Origin of the sequence: Streptomyces spororaveus (assembly GCF_016755875.1) — a bacterium.
Classification (GTDB): Bacteria; Actinomycetota; Actinomycetes; order Streptomycetales; family Streptomycetaceae; genus Streptomyces; species Streptomyces spororaveus.
On the sequence record NZ_BNED01000005.1, the window covers coordinates 4,696,318 to 4,715,050 of the forward strand.

Genomic DNA, 18,733 nt, shown 5'->3' on the forward strand with positions numbered 1-18,733 from the left:
ACCTGTCGGTAGCGTGGCCGGTATGGGTGTTGCCGAGGTGTACGAGGGTCAGGGTCACGAGGGGTTCTTCGAACGGGTCGACGCCGGGCGGTTCCTGGCCACCGAGTACACGCGGGGGCCGTGGGACCCGGGCTCGCAGCACGCCGGGCCGCCGGCCGCGCTGCTGGGGCGGGCCGTCGAGGAGCGGCCGGGTGCGCGTACGGACATGCGGATCGCCCGGATCACGTACGAGATCCTGCGGCCGGTGCCGATCGGCGAGCTGGAGATCACCACCAGTGTGCTGCGGGCCGGTCGCGGGACCGAGGTGGTCGAGGCGGCCCTCGCGCCGGCGGGCGGCGCGCCCGTCATGCTGGCGCGGGCCCTGCGGATCCGGATGGCCGAGGAGGCCGTACCGGCCGTGCTCCCGGGGCCGCAGCTGCCGCCGCCCGGGGAGGTGGAGGTGACGCCGTTCTTCCCGGTGCCGTGGGAGACCGGCTACCACTCGGCCATGGAGACCCGGTTCACCGAGGGCGCTTTCGTCGAACTGGGCCCCGGCACCTGCTGGATGCGGATGAAGGTGCCGCTCGTCGCCGGGGAGGAGACCAGGCCGCTGGACCGGGTGCTGATCGCCGCCGACTCGGGGAACGGGATCAGCTCGGTGATGGACTTCGGGCGGTACGTCTTCGTCAACGGCGACCTGACCGTCCACCTGCACCGCCATCCGGTGGGCGAGTGGGCGTGCGTGGAGGCCCGTACGAGTGTGGACGCGGCCGGGATCGGGCTCGCGGACGCGCGGCTGCACGACGAGAAGGGCCCCATCGGGCGGAGTGCGCAGAGTCTGTTCGTGGCACCGCGATAGCGGACGCCCCGACAGCCCAACCCCCTTGTCAGGGGCTGGGCATGCGTGTGGCAGGCTCATGCGGATGGAGGCCCTGAGAGACACGGATCCCGCGCACATCGGAGCGCAGGCACTGCTGGCCCGGCTCGGCGCCGGTGGCATGGGGCAGGTGTACCTCGGGCGGTCGCCGGGTGGTCGTCTGGTCGCCATCAAGGTGATCAAGGAAGAGATCACCGGGCATCCGGAGGCCCTCGCGAGGTTCCGCCGGGAGGCCGAGACGGTCCGCGCGGTGCGCTCCGCGTACACCGCGAACCTGATCGACGCGTCGCTGGCGGCGCCGCCCTACTGGCTCGCCACCGAGTACGTGGCCGGGCCCACCCTGAGCCACGCGGTGCGCGCGTACGGCCCCCTGCCCGCCGCCGCGTGCCGCAGGCTGTTCGCCGCGCTGGCGGAGGGCCTGGCCAGCGTGCACGCGTACGGGGTGACGCACCGGGACCTCAAGCCGCAGAACGTCATCCTGGGCGCGCAGGGTCCGCAGCTCATCGACTTCGGCATCGCCAAGGGCGTGGCGGAGACGGCTCTGACGCAGGCCGGCACCGCCCCGGGCACTCCCGGCTACACGGCTCCCGAGGTCCTGCTGCGGGGAGAGGTGGCGGATGCCGCGGACGTGTTCGCGCTGGGCGCCACGATCGCCTACGCGGCGACCGGCCGGGCGCCGTACGGGACGGGGGACCCGAACACCGTCAACTTCCGTGCGGTCCACGGCGAGATCGACATCGAGGGTGTGGAGCCGGACCTGGCCGCGCTCGTCACGTCCTGCGTGGCGGCCCAACCGGGGGACCGGCCCGTGCTCGCCGAGATCATCCGGCGTTGCGCGGTGGACTCGGCGCTGGTCGACGACCCGGTGTACGCGGCGCTGACGGCGACCGCGGGCGGGGCCGCGCAGGTGCCGGGACTGCCGTCCACCATCGGTCCGGGGCTGCCGGCCGGCTACGTGCCGACGTACGTACCCGCCGGCCAGGTCCAGGGCCAGGGGCAGGTCCAGGGCCAGGGACAGAACCAGGACCACAACCAGGGGCAGGGCACCGGCGGGTCGCGGGTGCCGCGCTGGGCGCTGGCGGCCGTGAGCGGTCTGGTGGCGGGCGGCCTCGTCACGGGCGGGTACCTCTTCCTCAAGGACGAGGACGGCAAGGACGGCAAGGTGGCCGCGGGAGCGCCGCCGGCCGGCGGCACGGCGAGCGCTCAGGCCACACCCGGCGTCCCGGCCGGGCCGTCCGGTTCCGGCCGGCCCGCGTCGAGCCCCCCGCCCTCCTCCCAGGGCGGCTCCGGCGGGTCGGGGTCCGTGCCGGACCACATCGAGCCGAACAAGGTGTCGCGGGACCTGTGGACCAGTGGTGGTCCGGGCGGCGGGGGCTGCAGCCTGCCCGCGGAGGAGCGGGCGGAGTTCCTGGTGGGTTCCGTGGTCGACGCCGACGACCCGGCGGCGAAGACGGTCACGGGCAAGGTCAAGATCCACGTCTACCTGAAGCCGTACAACACGGAGAAGGGTCCCTACGCCGTCTCCGTCGGGGTCAAGGCTCCGCACGAGATCGACGAGAGCACCCAGCGTCCGTACGACTTCGTCCGCGACTACAACCACGGCATCGGTTACACCAGCAAGCCCGTCGATCTCAAGGACCAGGCGACGGGCGGCGACGTGGAGCTCACGTATCCGGACGACTTCGCCACGCAACTGGTGGACAACGAGGGGACCACGAAGAAGTTTCCGGCCATCCCGCTCGCCAACGATCCCGGTGACTGGACCGTGCTGGTCTACCGGGTCCGGGGCGTCAAGGAGTACAGCTCCATCTACTGCACCGGCTTTCCGGTGAAATAGTGCCGGGTCTGGCCGACGAATCCACTGTCAGGTGACGTTCCATGAGGCAGTGTTGACGAGTGCGCAAGTTCTGGATGGCAAGCGGGCTCGGGATCGGTGTGTGCCTGACCTTCGTGGCGCTGCTCGTCGTCGGCACGTACTCGGCGGCGGCGGGGATCGCGAACAGCGGCAGGCAGGGTGCCGTCGGACTGGTCAAGGGGTCGGTGCCGGCGATCTATCAGCCGCTGGTGGAGAAGTGGGGAAACCTCTGCCCCGCTCTCAACCCGGCTCTGCTGGCAGCGCAGCTCTACACCGAGAGCGGCTGGAAGCCCGACGTGGTGAGTCACGCCGACGCGCGCGGTATCGCCCAGTTCATCCCCGGTACCTGGGCCACGTACGGCATCGACGGCGACGGTGACGGCGATCGTGACATCTGGGACCCCAAGGACGCCATCCCTTCGGCCGCTTCGTACGACTGCCAACTCGCCAAGGACGTCGCCCAAGTTCCCGGGGATCGTTCCGACAATATGCTCGCCGCCTACAACGCCGGGCCCTACCGCGTGATCAAGGCCGGGGGCGTGCCTCCGATCAGCGAGACGCAGGGCTATGTGAAGTCCATCCGGGCCCTGGAGAAGAGCTTCGCGCGGCCCGTCGGGCGGGTGGCGCCCTCGCAACAGGCTGCCGGGGCGATCTACTTCGCGCAGAAGCAGCTGGGGACGCCGTATCTGTGGGGTGGAAACGGGACGCCCGATCAGGACGGGCGGTTCGACTGTTCCGGATTGACCAAGGCCGCGTACGAGACCGTCGGGATCGAGTTGCCGCGCGTGGCGAACGACCAGTACAACGCCGGGCCGCATCCTTCGCGCGATCAACTCCTGCCCGGAGACCTGGTCTTCTTCTCCGACGATCTGACGAATTCCCGGGAGATCCGGCACGTCGGGCTCTACGTGGGTGGCGGGTACATGATCAACGCCCCTTACACCGGTGCCGTGATCCGGTTCGACAAGATCGACACCCCGGACTACTTCGGCGCGACGCGCGTGACCAAGGACGGTGCGGAAGCCCTTCCGGACCGCTCCGCCGCAGGTCGGCCCGCATGGCAACTCTCCGTGAAGTAAAGGCCCTGAGCTGCGACGATGAGTCACTCTTCGATAACGTTGGAGTGATCATTCCGTGGAGAATGGAACGTAGGAGCCAGAACGGGCGTTCCATGGGCGCGGGGGTTGATCAAGTGGGGGTGGAGGGGCGCACACAGGGGTGCGTCCCACAGGAGAACCACGGCAAGGGCAAGGGGCCGCATCACCATGGCTGGACTCACAACAGGTGGGCCGAACGTGGATGTCAGCCTGCTGTACGAGATCAACGGAGCGGCCCGGCACGCTCCGGCCTGGCTGGACCGGGTCGTGGGCTTCGCCGGGGAGTACGGGATCCTGCTGGCCCTGGTGCTCCTGGTCCTGTGGTGCTGGCGCGGCGCCCGCCGGCAGGACGAGGCCACCGCCGTCGAGACCTGCGCCGGGCTCGTCTGGGCCCCGCTGGCCGCCGGGCTGGCGCTGCTCGTGAATGTGCCGCTGCGTGAATTCGTCGGGCGGCCGAGGCCGTTCCGTCAGCACGAGGGCCTGCACGTGCTCGACCCCGGCTTCGGCTGGGGGCTCGGACGCACCGAGTTCTCCTTCGTCAGCGGCCACACCACCCTCGCGATGGCCCTGGGCGTAGGCCTGTTCGTGGCGAACCGGAAGTACGGCCTCGTGGGGATCGGGCTGGCGTTCGCCGAAGGCCTGTGCCGGGTGTACATGGGCATCCACTACCCGACCGACGTCATCGGCGGCCTCGCGCTCGGCACCGCCGTGGTGCTCATGCTCGCGCCGCTCGCGATGGCCGTGCTGACCCGGATGGTGCGGGCGGTGGCCCGCTCCCGGCGCGCCGGCCGGCTCGTACGATCCAAGAACCCCGCGCTGCCCCGGCCCGTCGGCCTGCCGCAGGCGCAGACCCCGCCCGCGCACGAGAGCGACCTCGCCGCCTGACACCGCGGTGGCGGTGCGGGCGCGGGACCATCGGCACTCAGCTCTCGGCTCTCAGCTCTGCGCGTACGAGTTCCATACGGCGAGCAGCGCGGCCGCCAGCAGGCACAGCACCGCCGCCCCGAAGCACATCCGTACCGCCTTCGGCCGCGAGCGCGGCCGGGTACGGGTGCGGGTACGGCTCCAGGGCATCAGGGATCACCGCCGTCGGCCTCGCGGCGGTACCGGGACCGCAGCCACCAGCCCGTCGCCGCGGCCGCGGCCGAGGTGAGCCCGATGGCCAGGGCCACGTCGGCGGGGTGGTCCGCCGAGCCCACGGGCCCGGCCCAGGCCGCGGCGGCCGGGGCGGACACGATGAGCAGGGCCCAGAGGAGGGTCGCGAGGCGGGCTGCGGAACCTGGCATGAGTCAAGGGCATCCGCTGCGGCGTGCCCCGGCCAGCCGGGCCGTCCGAACGGGCGAGGCCGTCTCTTTGGGATCGTGCCGGGCCACGATCCGAAAGACACCCCCTAGGCCGCCGTGTGGCGGGTGGCGTCCTTGCGGGCCAGGTCGCGGGAGCGGCGGGCCGGACCGCTCCAGCCGCACGTGCAGACGGCCAGGCAGAACGATCCGCGCTCGGCGGTGGATGTGGTGTGGCCGGTCGGTGGCTCCGGCTGTGCTTGCGGCCGCGGGAGCGGCAGGGAATCAAGCGGAGGGACCAGGGTCGCTTCGGTGTGCGGTTCCACACGTCCACGGTACCGGGACGGGCGGCGCGCGGGGAGGGTGCGCCCCCGTGACGGGAAACCCCGGACCTCGTTAAGCGGAGCGGGTGGGGGCCTCGGGCAAGCAGCGGTCATGCGTTGGGGGTTGGCAGGCGATGGTGGATCACCAGCACAGGCGACCGCGCGGGCGTGCGGGTGAGGCGGTGCTCGCCGTCGGCGTCACCCTGGCGGTCACGACGATGGCCGGGTGCGCGGGCGACGCGAGCGACGGCCGGGCTCCGGCGGACCCGGCGGCGGTGGTCCGCGGGGCCGCCGACGCACTGGCGAGGACCGGCAGCGCCCGGGCCCGTACGGCCATGGAGATGGCCACGGGAGGCACCCGGGTCACGATCCGCGGTGAGGGCGGCGTCGACTTCAAGAAGCGGATGGGCCAGCTCCTTGTGATGCTCCCGGCCGACGTGAAGGGCAAGGCCGAGCACCGGCCCATCACCGAGCTGCTCGTGCCGGGCGCGCTCTACATGAAGAACCGGGGCGCGGGCGTCCCGGACGACAAGTGGGTACGGGTCGACACGACGACCCTGAACGACGGGAACTTGGTCACGGGCGGGGCCACCGATCCGCTGGTCGCGGCCGAGCTGCTGCGCGGCGCGCAGGAGGTGACGTACGTGGGGGAGACCGAGGTGGCGGGCACCAGGGTGCGGCACTACCGGGGGACCACGGACATCGGGCGGGCGGCGGGGAGCGCGTCACCGGAGACGCGGGGGGCGCTGGCGGCGGCGGCGAAAGGGTTCAGCACGGACACGGTGCCGTTCGACGCCTACCTGGACGAGGAAGGGCGCCTGCGGAAGGTCAGGCACCGGTTCACGTACGTCAACAATGGCGTGATCGATGTGTCGTCGACCACGCTGCTGTACGGGTTCGGGACGCCGGTGACCGTTGTTTTGCCCGCAAACGGGGACATTTACGCCGGGAAGATCGCCGACTAGTGGGGCGGGCGAGGGACGGGCGACGCGATCGGGCCATGGCCCGGTATCCGGAAATGGTCCATCCGTGTCATGCGGGGGACGGCACGGGCTCCCTACGCTGAGAAGCCGGGCGCCGGCGCGTGGTGCGGTGCGGTATGACCGATGACGGCCGGTGGCCGGTGGCAGATTGAGGTGACACGCGTGACTCCCGCAGGCGGTACGACGGTGCAGGACCACGTTGCTCTCGCCGAGATCGAGCTGTGCGGTGAGCTGATCATCGCCGCCTCGGCGGCGGTCGAGGAGCGGCTCAGTCTGGACCGGATCGACGAGGTCCTGCTCGGGCGGTAGCCGGTCGCCTCCCGGCTGGGGTCGGGCCTGGCGGGGTCGTCGGCCTTCCTGCCGCGCCGCTGCCGGGGCTCCGCCCCAGACCCCGCGCCTCGAACGCCGGCGGGGCCGGGGGTGTGGGGTCAGGTGCGGAGGAGGCGGGCGATGGCCTTCGTGGCTTCCTCGACCTTGGCGTCGATCTCGGTGCCGCCCTTGACCGCGGCGTCGGCGACGCAGTGCCGCAGGTGTTCCTCCAGCAGCTGGAGCGCGAAGGACTGCAGTGCCTTCGTGCTCGCGGAGACCTGGGTGAGTATGTCGATGCAGTAGACGTCCTCGTCGACGAGCCGCTGGAGGCCGCGGATCTGGCCCTCGATCCGGCGCAGCCGCTTGAGGTGCTCGTCCTTCTGGTGGTGGTAGCCGTGGACGGCTCCGGAGCCTTCCGCCTCGATGGTCGTCATACGGTCCTCCCGTGGTCCGGAACGAGGGGTGCATGCGAACGCATACCCCTCATGGGTATAGGGTACTGGGCCCCGCCGCCCGGGGCAGGGGTCCGTGGTCCTCACTCTGCCCGATGGAGGACACTGGGGAACGGCCGGTTAGCCGTGGCCGGGGGATGCGCCTAGCATCAGCCTGACCGAATCCAATGCACCCCGAGGACCTCACGTGCGATTTCGTCTGACCCCCAGGGAGACGAGCTTCTACGACATGTTCGCCGCATCCGCGGACAACATCGTCACGGGCTCCAAGCTCCTGATGGAACTGCTCGGAGCGGACTCCTCCGCCCGGGCCGAGATCGCGGAGCGGATGCGGGCAGCGGAGCACGCGGGGGACGACGCCACTCACGCGATCTTCCACCAGCTGAACTCCTCCTTCATCACGCCGTTCGACCGCGAGGACATCTACAACCTGGCCTCGTCGCTCGACGACATCATGGACTTCATGGAGGAGGCCGTCGACCTCGTCGTCCTCTACAACGTGGAGGAGCTCCCCAAGGGTGTCGAGCAGCAGATCGAGGTCCTGGCGCGGGCGGCCGAGCTGACCGCCGAGGCCATGCCGCACCTGCGGACGATGGACAACCTCACCGAGTACTGGATCGAGGTCAACCGCCTTGAGAACCAGGCCGACCAGATCCACCGCAAGCTGCTCGCCCAGCTCTTCAACGGCAAGTACGACGCCATCGAGGTGCTGAAGCTCAAGCAGATCGTCGACGTGCTCGAAGAGGCGGCCGACGCGTTCGAGCACGTTGCGAACACGGTGGAGACCATCGCGGTCAAGGAGTCCTGAACCTCGTGGACACCTTCGCTCTGGTCGTGACCATCGGTGTCGCGCTCGGTTTTACCTATACGAACGGTTTTCACGACTCCGCGAACGCGATCGCGACGTCCGTCTCCACGCGGGCGCTGACCCCGCGCGCGGCCCTGGCGATGGCCGCCGTGATGAACCTCGCCGGTGCCTTCCTGGGCAGCGGCGTGGCCAAGACGGTCAGCCAGGGTCTGATCGAGACGCCCACGGGCGCCACGGGCATGTGGATCCTCTTCGCGGCGCTGGTCGGCGCGATCGTCTGGAACCTGATCACCTGGTACTTCGGCCTGCCCTCGTCCTCCTCGCACGCGCTCTTCGGCGGCATGGTGGGCGCGGCGCTGGCCGGTGGTACCGAGGTGATCTGGTCGGGCGTCCTCGACAAGGTCGTCATCCCGATGTTCGTCTCGCCGGTCGTCGGTCTGGTCGTCGGTTACCTGGTGATGGTGGCCATCCTGTGGATGTTCCGCCGGTCCAACCCGCACAAGGCCAAGCACGGCTTCCGTATCGCGCAGACGGTGTCGGCGGCGGCCATGGCGCTCGGCCACGGTCTCCAGGACGCGCAGAAGACGATGGGCATCGTCGTGATGGCCCTGGTCATCGCCGATGTGCAGACCGCCGACGAGGCGATCCCGGTCTGGGTCAAGGTCGTGTGCGCCGTGATGCTGTCGCTGGGTACGTACGCGGGTGGCTGGCGCATCATGCGTACCCTCGGCCGCAAGATCATCGAACTGGACCCGCCGCAGGGCTTCGCGGCCGAGACCACGGGCGCCTCGATCATGTTCGGCTCGGCGTTCCTCTTCCACGCGCCGATCTCCACCACCCACGTGATCACCTCGGCGATCATGGGTGTGGGCGCGACCAAGCGTGTGAACGCGGTCCGCTGGGGCGTCGCCAAGAACATCGTCCTCGGCTGGTTCATCACGATGCCGGCGGCGGCCCTGGTGGCCGCGCTGTGCTTCTGGATCGTGGACCTGGCGTTCGTCTAGCCCCGCGCTGCGCGGAGTCCACGGACGAAAGCGGGCCGGCTCCCCCCACCCAGGGGGAGCCGGCCCTTTTTCTTTCGCCTTGCGGTGGCACCGCCATGCAGCACCGCAGGACGCGCGGTCCCGGTTTAGCCGAAGCGACCCGAGATGTAGTCCTCGGTCGCCTGGACGGACGGGTTGGAGAAGATCCGGTCCGTGTCGTCGAGCTCGATGAGCTTGCCGGGCTGGCCGACGGCCGAGAGGTTGAAGAAGGCGGTGCGGTCCGAGACGCGGGCCGCCTGCTGCATGTTGTGCGTCACGATGACGATCGTGAAGCGCTCCTTGAGCTCGCCGATCAGGTCCTCGATCGCCAGCGTGGAGATCGGGTCGAGGGCCGAGCAGGGCTCGTCCATCAGCAGGACCTGGGGCTCGACCGCGATGGCGCGGGCGATGCACAGACGCTGCTGCTGGCCGCCGGAGAGGCCGGAGCCGGGCTTGTTGAGGCGGTCCTTGACCTCGTTCCAGAGGTTGGCGCCCTGGAGCGACTTCTCGACTATGTCCGTGAGCTCGGACTTCTTGAAGCTGCCGTTCAGCCGCAGGCCCGCCGCCACGTTGTCGAAGATCGACATGGTGGGGAAGGGGTTCGGGCGCTGGAAGACCATGCCGACCGTGCGGCGGACCGCGACGGGGTCCACGCCGGTGCCGTACAGGTTCTCGTCGTCCAGCAGGACCTTGCCCTCGACGCGGCCGCCGGGGGTGACCTCGTGCATGCGGTTGAGGGTGCGCAGGAAGGTGGACTTGCCGCAGCCGGAGGGGCCGATGAAGGCCGTCACGGAGCGGGGCTCCACGGTCATCGAGATGTCGTCGATGGCCTTGTGGCTGCCGTAGAAGGCGGACAGTCCGGAGACGTCGATTCGCTTCGCCATGAGGGGTCACTTCGCTTTCATGAGTCGCGTCAGCGACCGGTCTTCGGGGCCTTCCAGCGGGCGATGCCGCGGGCCACCAGATTGAGGATCATGACGAAGGCGATCAGGACGAGCGCTGCGGCCCATGCCCGGTCGTAGGAGGGTTCACTGCCGACCTTGTACTGCTCCCAAATGTAGAGCGGGAGCGAGGACTGGGCGCCTTCGAAGGGGTTGCCGTTGATCAGCTGGGTACCGAAGACCAGCAGCATGATCGGGGCGGTCTCGCCGGCGATGCGGGCGACGGCCAGCATCACGCCGGTGGAGATACCGCCGATGGCGGTCGGGAGCACGACCTTGAGGATCACGCGCCACTTCGGCACACCGAGGGCGAGGGCGGCCTCGCGCAGCTCGTTCGGGACGAGCTTGAGCATCTCCTCGGTGGAGCGGACCACGACCGGCATCATCAGGATCGACAGGGCCATCGCGCCGGCGAAGCCGGACGGGCCGAAGCCGAGCATCAGGTTCCAGGTCGTCAGGATGAACAGGCCCGCGACGATGGAGGGGATGCCGGTCATCACGTCGACGAAGAAGGTGACGGACCTGGCCAGGGTGCCCTTGCCGTACTCGACCAGGTAGACGGCGGTCAGCAGGCCGATGGGGGCCGCGATCAGCGTGGCGAGGGCGACCTGCTCGATGGTGCCGAGCAGGGCGTGGTAGACGCCGCCGCCCTCGTCGAAGCTGGTCACGCCGTTCATGGAGTGGCTGAGGAAGTTCCCGCTCAGGAGTTCCAGACCGCGGCTGATGGTGGTCCACATCAGCGAGAGCAGCGGGATGACCGCGAGGACGAAGCAGACCCATACGAGGGCGGTCGCGACGCGGTCCTTGGCCTGGCGGCGGTTCTCGACGACCGCGCTCGCGGTGTACGTGACGGCGACGAAGAGCAGGGACGCGATCAGACCCCACTGGATCTTGCTGTGGAGGCCGAAGACGAGGCCGATGCCGCAGCCGAGGGCGATCGAGAGGGCCGCGATGCCGGCCGGGGCCCAGCGGGGCAGGCCGCCGCGGGTGAGGCCGACGGGAGCGGCGGACTTGTGGGCCCGGGTGGGCCGCTGGTCCTGGAGTGCGTGGCTCATCAGGCGTTCGCCCCCGAGAAGTCCTTGCGGCGAGCGATGATCAGGCGAGCTGCACCGTTGACCAGCAGGGTGAGCAGGAAGAGGACCAGACCGGAGGCGATCAGCGCGTCGCGGCCGAACTCGTTGGCCTCGTCGAACTTCGCGGCGATGTTCTGAGCGAACGTGCCGCCGCCCGGGTCCAGGATGTGGCCGGAGATCAGGAAGCTCGGGGAGAGGACGGTCGCGACGGCCATGGTCTCGCCGAGCGCGCGGCCGAGGCCGAGCATCGAGGCGGAGATGACGCCGGAGCGGCCGAAGGGCAGCACCGACATGCGGATGACCTCCCAGCGGGTCGCGCCGAGGGCCAGGGCGGCCTCCTCGTTCATGCGCGGGACCTGCAGGAAGACCTCACGGCTGACGCTGGTCACAATCGGCAGGATCATGATGGCGAGCAGGATGCCGACGGTGAAGAGCGAGCGGGCGACGCCGACCTGGGTCTTGTCGAAGACGTACGTCCAGCCCAGGTACTCGTCGAGCCAGAGGTTCAGGCCGTTCAGCTGCGGGACGAGGAAGAGGGCGCCCCAGATGCCGTAGATGATCGACGGTACGGCGGCCAGCAGGTCGACCGTGTACGCGAGGGGCGCGGCCAGCTTGCGCGGCGCGTAGTGCGAGATGAACAGGGCGATGCCGACAGCGATCGGAACCGCGATGGCCATCGCGATGATCGAGCTGACGACGGTGCCGAAGAGCAGGACGGCGATGCCGAAGACGGGCGGGTTGGCCGACGCGTTCCAGTCGAAGGTGGTGAGGAAGTTCCCCTCGTTCTTCGACAGGGCGATCGCGGCGCGGTAGGTGAGGAAGACGGCGATCGACGCCATGATCACCAGGAGCAGGATGCCGGAGCCCTTGGAGAGCCCGGCGAAGATCTTGTCGCCGGCGCGGCCGGTGGACGATCCTCCGCTACGGGTGACAGGCGGAGCCGTGTCTATCTGGGTGGGTGTGGTGGAAGCCATGGTCTTTCCGGTCTGTGTGGGGGGCAGGCCCCCTGGCGGCGGTGCACCGGATTCCCCCGGGTGAAGGGGAGGGTCCCGGCCCGGTCCGCCCCCGGACGGGGGAGCGGACCGGACCTGGGGTCAGGATTCAGCCGAGGGTGTTGACGACCTCGCGGACCTTCGCGTTGATCTCGGCCGGGATCGGGGCGTAGCCGTTCTCGAGGAGGACCTTCTGGCCCGCGTCCGAGGCGGCGTAGTTCAGGAAGGACTTGACGGTCGGGAGCGTCTCGGCCTTGTTGCCCTTGTCGCAGACGACCTCGTAGGTCACCAGGACGAGCGGGTAGGCGCCCTCGGCCTTGGTGGTGTAGTCGAGCTTGAGGGCCAGGTCGGAGCCGGTGCCCGCGACCTTGGCGGCGGCGATGGCCTTGGAGGCGTTCTCACCGGAGGCCTTGACCGGGGCGGAGGCGCCGGTGTTCAGGTCCACCGTCTTGATGCCCTGCGAGCTGGCGAACGAAAGCTCGAAGTAGCCGATCGCACCGTCGACCTGCTTGACCTGGGCGGCGACCTGCGCCGAGCCGGAGGCGGCCTGGCCTCCCGGAGCGGACCACTTCTTCGCGGGCTCGTACGGCCAGGCGTCGGGGGCGGTGGCCTTCAGGTACTTGGTGACGTTCTCGGTGGTGCCCGAGTCGTCGGAGCGGTGGAAGGCCTGGATGGCGGTGGAGGGGAGCGTGACGCCGGGGTTCAGCTTCTTGATCGCCTCGTCGTCCCACTTCTTGATCTTGTCGTTGAAGATGTTGGCGACCGTGGCGGCGTCCAGGTTCAACTTGTCCACGCCGGCGACGTTGAAGCCGAGGGCGACGGGGCCGCCGACCATCGGCAGGTTGATGCCCTGGCCACCGGTGCAGATCTTCTTCGACTCCTCGACCTGCTCCGGCTTCAGCGCGGAGTCGGAGCCGGCGAAACCGACGCCGCCCTGGTTGAAGGCGACGATGCCCTCACCGGAGGAGGAGGACTTGTAGTTCACCTCGACGCCGGAGCAGGCGGCCATGTAGTTCTTGATCCACAGCTCGATAGCGTTCTTCTGCGCGGAGGAGCCGGACGCCAGCAGCTTGCCCTTGGCGTCGTCGCACTTGATGTCGCCCGCGGCGGCCGCGGACGGCTTCGCCGTGCCGTCGGCGGTCTTGGTGTTGTCGTCCGAGCCGCACGCCGTGAGGACCAGGGCGCCGGACACGACAAGCGCCCCGAGGGCGGAGGCACGAAGCATGTTCTTGCGCTGAAGCTTCACTTTCGGGTGTTCCTTCCAGAAGCCGCCGGCCGCTTTCTGTATCGGGGCGGCGTGCGAAGAGGACATCGGTGGTGCGCGGCTGAGCTGCTCCGTCTGCGGGCGACTCGCTCCGTGCATCACCGAAATTAGGCAGAACAGGTGAAGCGATCGACCGGGGTGAGTGAACGGAAGGTGAACCTCGACGTAAGGGCGGGTGTGTCACGAGGGCCCCGGGTCCGTCCCCGCCGGATCGGGCGGTGATCGAGTTTACGCCTGGGAGGACGCTCCCTGCCGCGCAACTGGAGGATATTCGAATCCCCGGGAATCGGAGAGCGGCAGTGGTGGGGGTGTCGTCGATGTAATGAAGTGGAATCCGGTTGAGGAGTCCGGGCGGCGGTTTTCGGAAATTCCGGCATCACTCGAATTCTGGACAGCGGCGGCAATGGGGTCGGTCGTATATACCGTTTGACAGTGCTGTCCGTCCGTGGTGAGGATCGGATCGTCCAAATCCTTGAATGGCAATGGGGGTTGATGCAGAGGATGCTGAAGAGATCTGTTTCGGTTCTTGCGAGCCTCGGCGTCATGCTCGGAGGCGTGATCGCGATGGCGCCGACGGCCAGCGCCGCCACGCAGTACGGATGTCCCGGCAAGAAGATTGCCAGCTACTCCGTCACCGAGCGGAATGAAGGATTCAACCTGAGCAACGTCTACCTGTACTACGACGGGGCCACCGGGAAGAACTGTGTGGTGAACCGCCGCACGGGCCTCGGGGAATTCGGTACGAGGGCGCGGCTGGAAGTCCACCTGTGGGCGGTAGGGGGGCAGTCGGCCTCCGATGTCGGCAACTTCGCGGAGCAGGCGGGCCCCATCTCGATCAGCGCCCCGGGCCGGTGCATCCGCGTGAAGGCCGTTGTGCACACCGTGAGCGGCTACTACGGCGACCTGGAGTTCGGCGGCTTCTGCGGCTGACTTCCGTCCCGGCTCGGCCAGGGCCGTCCGCCCTGGCCGAAATACACGGCTCCGACACACCCCGTGGCGCACCTGCGCCACGGGGTGTGGTGTGTTACGGCGTGACCGCGGGCTCCGGAAGCCAGAGGTGCTGGAAAGCGAGACGGGCCGCCTCGACCTCGTGGCGCTGGTCGGCGTGCAGGACGCCGAGGGCGTAGGCCGTCGCCGGGGCGATGCGCGGGGTGCGGGCCGCCGTCGCCGAGGCGGTCGCGGCCTCGGCCGCGTCACGGTGGCGGTCCAGGGCCTCGCCCGCAGCGGCCGGCCGCGCCACGTCCTCGCCGAGCGCCTCCCGCGCGTACCGGTGGACCCGGAGCAGGCGGCGTACCTCGTGCCAGAGCCCGTCGTGGTCCGCGTTGTACGGATGGGCCGCGTCGACGGGGGGCAGTGCCGCGACCGCCGCCGACAGGCGGGTTTCGGCCACGGCCGCCAGGGGGACGAGTACCTCCGACACCCGTCCCCGGGCCGCGACCGCGTCCAGCGGGACCTCCGAGGCCAGCACCGCCACCGCGTCGGCCACCGCGTGGAAGCGGGAGGAGCCGAGAGCCTGGAGGGTGGCCGAGTGGGCGCGCGTACGGGCCAGGGTCAGCTGCCGCTCCAGCAGCGCGCCGGCCCGCGCCGAGCCCACCGTCAGCGCGCCGGCCGAGCCGCGCGGAGCCGGCAGTTCCGGGGACCCCGACAGCCGGTGCAGTGCGTCCATCAGCCGGGCCAGCCGGGCGGCGTACGCGTGCTCGTCGGCCAGCGTCGAGGACAGCCACACCAGCTCGGTGCGCAGCCCGTCGGCCCAGGAGGACTCGGTCACCACCCGGAAGGTGGCCAGGGATCCGCTGATGCGGCGCGCAGCCCCCCGCAGGCTGCGCGCCGCGTCGTTTCCGTCGGCGGCGTCGGCCCCGCTCGCCGTGCTTTCACCGTGCAGGCGCAGTGCGCGCAGGAAAGCGGTGGCCTGCGCACGCAGGTACGTGCCGAGCACGGCACCCGCGTCCGCCGTCGCCGTAATCGGGTCATGGTTTGGCTGAGCCACGCCGGCGCCTCCGGGCGTCTATGAGCGTCTCCTGTACGTGCCGCAGCGGCTGGCCGTCCGCGTCCGTGCTGTGCCGGGTCCACTCGCCGTCCGGGCCCAGGTGCCAGGAGGAGGTGGCGTCGGACATCCCGGTTTCCAGCATCCGGTCCAGTGCCGCGCGGTGGGCCGGGTCGGCGACCCTGACCAGTGCCTCGATACGGCGGTCGAGGTTGCGGTGCATCATGTCGGCGCTGCCGATCCACACCTCGGGTTCGCCGCCGTTGCCGAAGGCGAAGACCCGGGAGTGTTCGAGGAAGCGGCCGAGGATCGAGCGGACCCGGATGTTCTCCGAGAGCCCGGGGACTCCGGGGCGCACCGCGCAGATGCCGCGCACCCAGATGTCGACGGGCACGCCCGCCTGGGCGGCCCGGTAGAGCGAGTCGATGAGGGCCTCGTCGACGATCGAGTTCATCTTGAGCCGGACGTAGGCGGGGCGGCCGGCCTTGTGGTGGGCGGCCTCCTTGTCGATCCGGGCTATCAGTCCGTCCCGCAGCGAGCGGGGGGCCACCATCAGCCGGCGGTAGGTCTCGCGGCGCGAGTAGCCGGACAGCCGGTTGAAGAGGTCCGAGAGGTCCGCGCCGACCTGCGGGTCGGCGGTGAGCAGGCCGAGGTCCTCGTAGAGCCGGGCGGTCTTGGGGTGGTAGTTCCCGGTGCCCACGTGCGAGTAACGGCGCAGCGTCTCGCCCTCCTGGCGGACGACGAGCGACAGCTTGCAGTGGGTCTTGAGGCCGACCAGGCCGTAGACGACGTGGCAGCCGGACTCCTCCAGCTTGCGCGCCCACTTGATGTTGGCCTGCTCGTCGAAGCGGGCCTTGATCTCGACGAGTACGAGGACCTGCTTGCCGGAGTCGGCGGCGTCGATCAGGGCGTCCACGATCGGGGAGTCGCCGGAGGTGCGGTAGAGCGTCTGCTTGATGGCGAGGACGTCCGGGTCGGCCGCCGCCTGCTCCAGGAAGGCCTGCACCGAGGTGGAGAAGGAGTCGTACGGGTGGTGCAGCAGGACGTCCCGCTCGCGCAGGGCGGCGAAGATGTCGGGCGCGGACGCGGACTCGACCTCGGCGAGGTCGCGGTGGGTGCCGGCGATGAACTTCGGGTACTTCAGCTCCGGGATGTCCAGCGAGGCGATCCCGAAGAGGGCGGTCAGGTCCAGCGGGCCGGGCAGCGGGTAGACCTCGGAGGCGTTCACCTTCAGCTCCTGGACCAGCAGGTCCAGTACGCCCGGGTCGATGGACTCCTCGACCTCCAGGCGCACGGGCGGGCCGAAGCGGCGCCGCATGAGCTCCTTCTCCAGGGCCTGGAGCAGGTTCTCGGCGTCGTCCTCCTCGACCTCCAGGTCCTCGTTGCGGGTCACCCGGAACATGTGGTGCGCGAGCACCTCCATGCCGGGGAACAGCTCCTCCAGGTGCGCGGCGATGACGTCCTCCAGCGGGACGTAGCGCTGCGGGGAGGCCTCCAGGAAGCGGGAGAGGAGCGGCGGGACCTTGACCCGGGCGAAGTGGCGGTGGCCGCTGACGGGGTTGCGTACGACGACGGCCAGGTTGAGGGAGAGGCCGGAGATGTACGGGAACGGGTGCGCGGGGTCCACGGCCAGCGGGGTCAGCACCGGGAAGATCTGGTTGCGGAACAGGGTGAAGAGGCGGGCCTGCTCCTTCTCGGTGAGATCGGGCCAGCGGATCAGGTGGACGCCCTCCTCGGCCAGGGCCGGGGAGATGTCCTGCTGGAAGCAGGCGGCGTGGCGGGCCATGAGCTCGCGCGAGCGCGTCCAGATGAGGTCCAGCACCTCGCGGGGCTGCAGGCCGGAGGCCGAACGGGTGGCGACTCCGGTCGCGATGCGCCGCTTGAGGCCGGCCACGCGGACCATGAAGAACTCGTCGAGGTTGCTCGCGAAGATCGCCAGGAAGTTGGCGCGCTCCAGCAGGGGCGTCGTCGGATCCTCGGCGAGCTCCAGCACCCGCTCGTTGAAGGCGAGCCAGCTGCGCTCCCGGTCGAGGAAGCGCCCCGGAGGGAGCTCGTCGCCGTCCTTGTCGTCGTAGGCGTCCAGATCCGCGTCGAGATCGGGCTCCAGGTCGACGTGCGGGCGGTGCGCCGAGATGGAGCCTATGCGGGCGTGGGCTCCGGTGACGGCGCGGCCGGGGGCGGCGGCGGGGGTGTGAGACGGGTGCTGGGCGGGGACCTCGGTGGGGCCTGCGCTGGGCTGGTGGCTCATGACTCCATTCTTCCGCGCACGCGGGAGGACAGGCACGTCGGAAGAGTCGGCTGTCAGTCGGAGTCGGGGTTGCATTGGGGGAGAGTCGCAAGCGCGTCTGAATGCCTGGTTAATGGCGTGTGGCTTCCCGGGTCCGGCGGGGTGCACGACTGCGTCCCGGCGGGTGCGGGGTGCGCCGGAGCACGTGCCGGTGCGGCGCCGTGGCGGGGGCGCCGCCCCCGGGCCCCCGCCGGGCCGCTGCCCGGACCCGCGCCTCGAACGCCGGCGGGGCGGGTTCGGCCCGGCGGGGCCGGATCCGGCGGGGCCGGGGCGGTCAGCTTTCCGTGCGGTACATCAGGTCGACCTCGTGGGTGGTGAAGCCGAGGCCCGCGTAGACGGCCAGGGCCGCCGGGTTGTCGGCGTCCACGTAGAGCATGGCCGTCGGCAGACCCTGGGCCGCCAGGTGGCGCAGGCCGATCGCGGTCAGGGCCTTGCCGAGGCCGCCGCCCTGGGCGCCCGGGCGGACGCCGACCACGTAGACCTCGCCCAGCTGCTCCGCCGCGTGGACCTTGGTCCAGTGGAAGCCGACGAGCTCGCCGTCGCGCTCCGCGAGGAAGAAGCCCTTGGGGTCGAACCACGGCTGCGCGATCCGGTCGTCCAGGTCGCGCCGGGTCAGCGAGCCCTGCTCCGGGTGGTGGGCGAAGGCGGCCGCGTTCGCCGCGAGCCAGGCCGCGTCGTCGGCCCCGGGCACGAAGGTCCGTACGGTCACCCCGGGCGGGAGCACCGGCTCCGGCAGCGGGTCCCCGTCGGCCAGCGGACGGCGCAGCTGGCGCAGCTCGCGGAAGAGGGTCAGGCCGAGGACCTGTGCCAGGTGCCGGGCGGCCGACTTGCCGCCGTGGGCCCATACCCGCAGGCGCTTGCCGGAGGCGGCCAGCAGGGCCGTGCCCATGGCCCGCCCGTGCCCGCGGCCGCGCAGGGCCGGGTGCACGACGAGTTCGGCGGCCGGGGCCTCCACCGGGTCGGTGTCCTCCAGTTGCCCGTAGGCGGCGAGTCGGCCGCCCTCGGTGAGCAGGAAGTGCCGGATCCCCTCGCGCGGGCCGCCGCGCAGCTGGAGCCGGCCCTGTTCGGACACGGCGGTGGTGCCGTCCGTACGGGCCGCGTCCTCGATGAGGTCGAGTACGGCGAGCGCCTGTTCCTCCGTCAGCTCGTCGAGGGTCTGAATCTGCCGTCCGGGCTCCAGGGCCGCTGCTGCGTCAGTCATGGCACG

20 protein-coding genes are annotated in these 18,733 nt (G+C 70.4%); 9 read left to right on the forward strand and 11 right to left on the reverse strand.

Annotated features, from left to right (window positions below):
* The first annotated feature begins 22 nt into the window (after positions 1 to 22).
* The 4 genes from Sspor_RS23560 (at position 23) to Sspor_RS23575 (ending at position 4,693) form a co-directional block, all read left to right on the forward strand.
* Positions 23 to 838 carry a thioesterase family protein gene (locus Sspor_RS23560; RefSeq protein ID WP_202200897.1) on the forward strand — a complete coding sequence of 272 codons (816 nt, stop codon included), beginning with the start codon at positions 23 to 25 and terminating at the stop codon, positions 836 to 838.
* A gap of 64 nt (positions 839 to 902) precedes the next feature.
* Positions 903 to 2,693: a serine/threonine-protein kinase gene (locus Sspor_RS23565; RefSeq protein ID WP_237403991.1), complete on the forward strand. Its 1,791-nt coding sequence runs from the start codon at positions 903 to 905 to the stop codon at positions 2,691 to 2,693.
* 74 nt (positions 2,694 to 2,767) lie between these two features.
* Positions 2,768 to 3,790, forward strand: coding sequence for a C40 family peptidase (locus Sspor_RS23570; protein ID WP_202203814.1), 1,023 nt, complete (start codon positions 2,768 to 2,770; stop codon positions 3,788 to 3,790).
* A gap of 186 nt (positions 3,791 to 3,976) precedes the next feature.
* Positions 3,977 to 4,693, forward strand: a complete 717-nt coding sequence (locus tag Sspor_RS23575; RefSeq protein ID WP_202200899.1) for a phosphatase PAP2 family protein — start codon at positions 3,977 to 3,979, stop codon at positions 4,691 to 4,693.
* Positions 4,694 to 4,744: 51 nt separating this feature from the next.
* Here the strand turns inward: Sspor_RS23575 and Sspor_RS23580 are convergent, their stop codons facing one another.
* From Sspor_RS23580 to Sspor_RS23590, 3 genes are all read right to left on the reverse strand, one after another.
* On the reverse strand, positions 4,745 to 4,882 hold the full coding sequence (locus tag Sspor_RS23580; protein WP_202200900.1) for a hypothetical protein: 138 nt from the start codon (positions 4,880 to 4,882) through the stop codon (positions 4,745 to 4,747).
* On the reverse strand, positions 4,882 to 5,094 hold the full coding sequence (locus Sspor_RS23585) for a hypothetical protein (RefSeq protein WP_202200901.1): 213 nt from the start codon (positions 5,092 to 5,094) through the stop codon (positions 4,882 to 4,884). The genes Sspor_RS23580 and Sspor_RS23585 overlap by 1 nt, the downstream gene beginning before the upstream one ends.
* Before the next feature lie 104 nt (positions 5,095 to 5,198).
* Complete coding sequence (locus Sspor_RS23590) at positions 5,199 to 5,414, reverse strand: hypothetical protein (protein ID WP_202204145.1); 216 nt, start codon at positions 5,412 to 5,414, stop codon at positions 5,199 to 5,201.
* A 131-nt stretch (positions 5,415 to 5,545) separates the two neighbouring features.
* Between Sspor_RS23590 and Sspor_RS23595 the strand changes: the two genes are divergently transcribed.
* The gene (locus tag Sspor_RS23595; RefSeq protein WP_202200902.1) at positions 5,546 to 6,376 is read left to right on the forward strand and encodes an SCO4651 family lipoprotein; all 831 of its coding nucleotides are present in this window, start codon (positions 5,546 to 5,548) and stop codon (positions 6,374 to 6,376) included.
* A gap of 180 nt (positions 6,377 to 6,556) precedes the next feature.
* A complete protein-coding gene (locus Sspor_RS23600) occupies positions 6,557 to 6,703 on the forward strand; it encodes a hypothetical protein (RefSeq protein WP_189973211.1) in 147 nt (48 codons plus the stop codon).
* A gap of 119 nt (positions 6,704 to 6,822) precedes the next feature.
* On the opposite strand, the gene Sspor_RS23605 is transcribed toward Sspor_RS23600, so the two are convergent.
* Positions 6,823 to 7,137: a metal-sensitive transcriptional regulator gene (locus tag Sspor_RS23605; protein ID WP_030009310.1), complete on the reverse strand. Its 315-nt coding sequence runs from the start codon at positions 7,135 to 7,137 to the stop codon at positions 6,823 to 6,825.
* A gap of 205 nt (positions 7,138 to 7,342) precedes the next feature.
* Between Sspor_RS23605 and Sspor_RS23610 the strand changes: the two genes are divergently transcribed.
* Positions 7,343 to 7,963, forward strand: a complete 621-nt coding sequence (locus Sspor_RS23610; RefSeq protein ID WP_008742369.1) for a DUF47 domain-containing protein — start codon at positions 7,343 to 7,345, stop codon at positions 7,961 to 7,963.
* 5 nt (positions 7,964 to 7,968) lie between these two features.
* Positions 7,969 to 8,967 carry an inorganic phosphate transporter gene (locus Sspor_RS23615; RefSeq protein ID WP_202200904.1) on the forward strand — a complete coding sequence of 333 codons (999 nt, stop codon included), beginning with the start codon at positions 7,969 to 7,971 and terminating at the stop codon, positions 8,965 to 8,967.
* Between the two features lie 125 nt (positions 8,968 to 9,092).
* Here the strand turns inward: Sspor_RS23615 and pstB are convergent, their stop codons facing one another.
* The 4 genes from pstB to pstS all read right to left on the reverse strand — a co-directional run bounded on the left by pstB (position 9,093) and on the right by pstS (position 13,237).
* Entirely contained in the window at positions 9,093 to 9,869 is a 777-nt protein-coding gene (gene pstB / locus Sspor_RS23620; protein ID WP_202200905.1) for a phosphate ABC transporter ATP-binding protein PstB, read from the reverse strand.
* A gap of 29 nt (positions 9,870 to 9,898) precedes the next feature.
* Positions 9,899 to 10,981, reverse strand: coding sequence for a phosphate ABC transporter permease PstA (gene pstA / locus Sspor_RS23625; RefSeq protein ID WP_202200906.1), 1,083 nt, complete (start codon positions 10,979 to 10,981; stop codon positions 9,899 to 9,901).
* Positions 10,981 to 11,973, reverse strand: coding sequence for a phosphate ABC transporter permease subunit PstC (pstC, locus tag Sspor_RS23630; RefSeq protein ID WP_202200907.1), 993 nt, complete (start codon positions 11,971 to 11,973; stop codon positions 10,981 to 10,983). The genes pstA and pstC overlap by 1 nt, the downstream gene beginning before the upstream one ends.
* Positions 11,974 to 12,100: 127 nt before the next feature.
* The gene (gene pstS / locus Sspor_RS23635) at positions 12,101 to 13,237 is read right to left on the reverse strand and encodes a phosphate ABC transporter substrate-binding protein PstS (RefSeq protein WP_202200908.1); all 1,137 of its coding nucleotides are present in this window, start codon (positions 13,235 to 13,237) and stop codon (positions 12,101 to 12,103) included.
* A 561-nt stretch (positions 13,238 to 13,798) separates the two neighbouring features.
* Here pstS and Sspor_RS23640 point away from each other — a divergent pair.
* Positions 13,799 to 14,185, forward strand: coding sequence for a hypothetical protein (locus tag Sspor_RS23640; protein ID WP_202200909.1), 387 nt, complete (start codon positions 13,799 to 13,801; stop codon positions 14,183 to 14,185).
* Positions 14,186 to 14,279: 94 nt separating this feature from the next.
* Here the strand turns inward: Sspor_RS23640 and Sspor_RS23645 are convergent, their stop codons facing one another.
* The 3 genes from Sspor_RS23645 to mshD all read right to left on the reverse strand — a co-directional run bounded on the left by Sspor_RS23645 (position 14,280) and on the right by mshD (position 18,727).
* Entirely contained in the window at positions 14,280 to 15,242 is a 963-nt protein-coding gene (locus tag Sspor_RS23645; protein ID WP_202200910.1) for a CHAD domain-containing protein, read from the reverse strand.
* Complete coding sequence (locus tag Sspor_RS23650) at positions 15,223 to 17,487, reverse strand: RNA degradosome polyphosphate kinase (RefSeq protein WP_202200911.1); 2,265 nt, start codon at positions 17,485 to 17,487, stop codon at positions 15,223 to 15,225. Before Sspor_RS23650 ends, Sspor_RS23645 begins: the two co-directional genes overlap by 20 nt.
* A gap of 313 nt (positions 17,488 to 17,800) precedes the next feature.
* Entirely contained in the window at positions 17,801 to 18,727 is a 927-nt protein-coding gene (gene mshD, locus Sspor_RS23655; RefSeq protein ID WP_202200912.1) for a mycothiol synthase, read from the reverse strand.
* Positions 18,728 to 18,733: the final 6 nt, after the last annotated feature.

Coding starts and splice junctions, on each gene's coding strand:
- Sspor_RS23560 (WP_202200897.1), top strand. CDS start 23: ATGGGTGTTGCCGAGGTGTACGAGGGTCAGGGTCACGAGGGGTTCTTC.
- Sspor_RS23565 (WP_237403991.1), top strand. CDS start 903: ATGGAGGCCCTGAGAGACACGGATCCCGCGCACATCGGAGCGCAGGCA.
- Sspor_RS23570 (WP_202203814.1), top strand. CDS start 2,768: ATGGCAAGCGGGCTCGGGATCGGTGTGTGCCTGACCTTCGTGGCGCTG.
- Sspor_RS23575 (WP_202200899.1), top strand. CDS start 3,977: ATGGCTGGACTCACAACAGGTGGGCCGAACGTGGATGTCAGCCTGCTG.
- Sspor_RS23580 (WP_202200900.1), bottom strand. CDS start 4,882: ATGCCCTGGAGCCGTACCCGCACCCGTACCCGGCCGCGCTCGCGGCCG.
- Sspor_RS23585 (WP_202200901.1), bottom strand. CDS start 5,094: ATGCCAGGTTCCGCAGCCCGCCTCGCGACCCTCCTCTGGGCCCTGCTC.
- Sspor_RS23595 (WP_202200902.1), top strand. CDS start 5,546: ATGGTGGATCACCAGCACAGGCGACCGCGCGGGCGTGCGGGTGAGGCG.
- Sspor_RS23605 (WP_030009310.1), bottom strand. CDS start 7,137: ATGACGACCATCGAGGCGGAAGGCTCCGGAGCCGTCCACGGCTACCAC.
- pstB (WP_202200905.1), bottom strand. CDS start 9,869: ATGGCGAAGCGAATCGACGTCTCCGGACTGTCCGCCTTCTACGGCAGC.
- pstA (WP_202200906.1), bottom strand. CDS start 10,981: ATGAGCCACGCACTCCAGGACCAGCGGCCCACCCGGGCCCACAAGTCC.
- pstC (WP_202200907.1), bottom strand. CDS start 11,973: ATGGCTTCCACCACACCCACCCAGATAGACACGGCTCCGCCTGTCACC.
- Sspor_RS23640 (WP_202200909.1), top strand. CDS start 13,799: ATGCTCGGAGGCGTGATCGCGATGGCGCCGACGGCCAGCGCCGCCACG.
- Sspor_RS23650 (WP_202200911.1), bottom strand. CDS start 17,487: ATGAGCCACCAGCCCAGCGCAGGCCCCACCGAGGTCCCCGCCCAGCAC.
- mshD (WP_202200912.1), bottom strand. CDS start 18,727: ATGACTGACGCAGCAGCGGCCCTGGAGCCCGGACGGCAGATTCAGACC.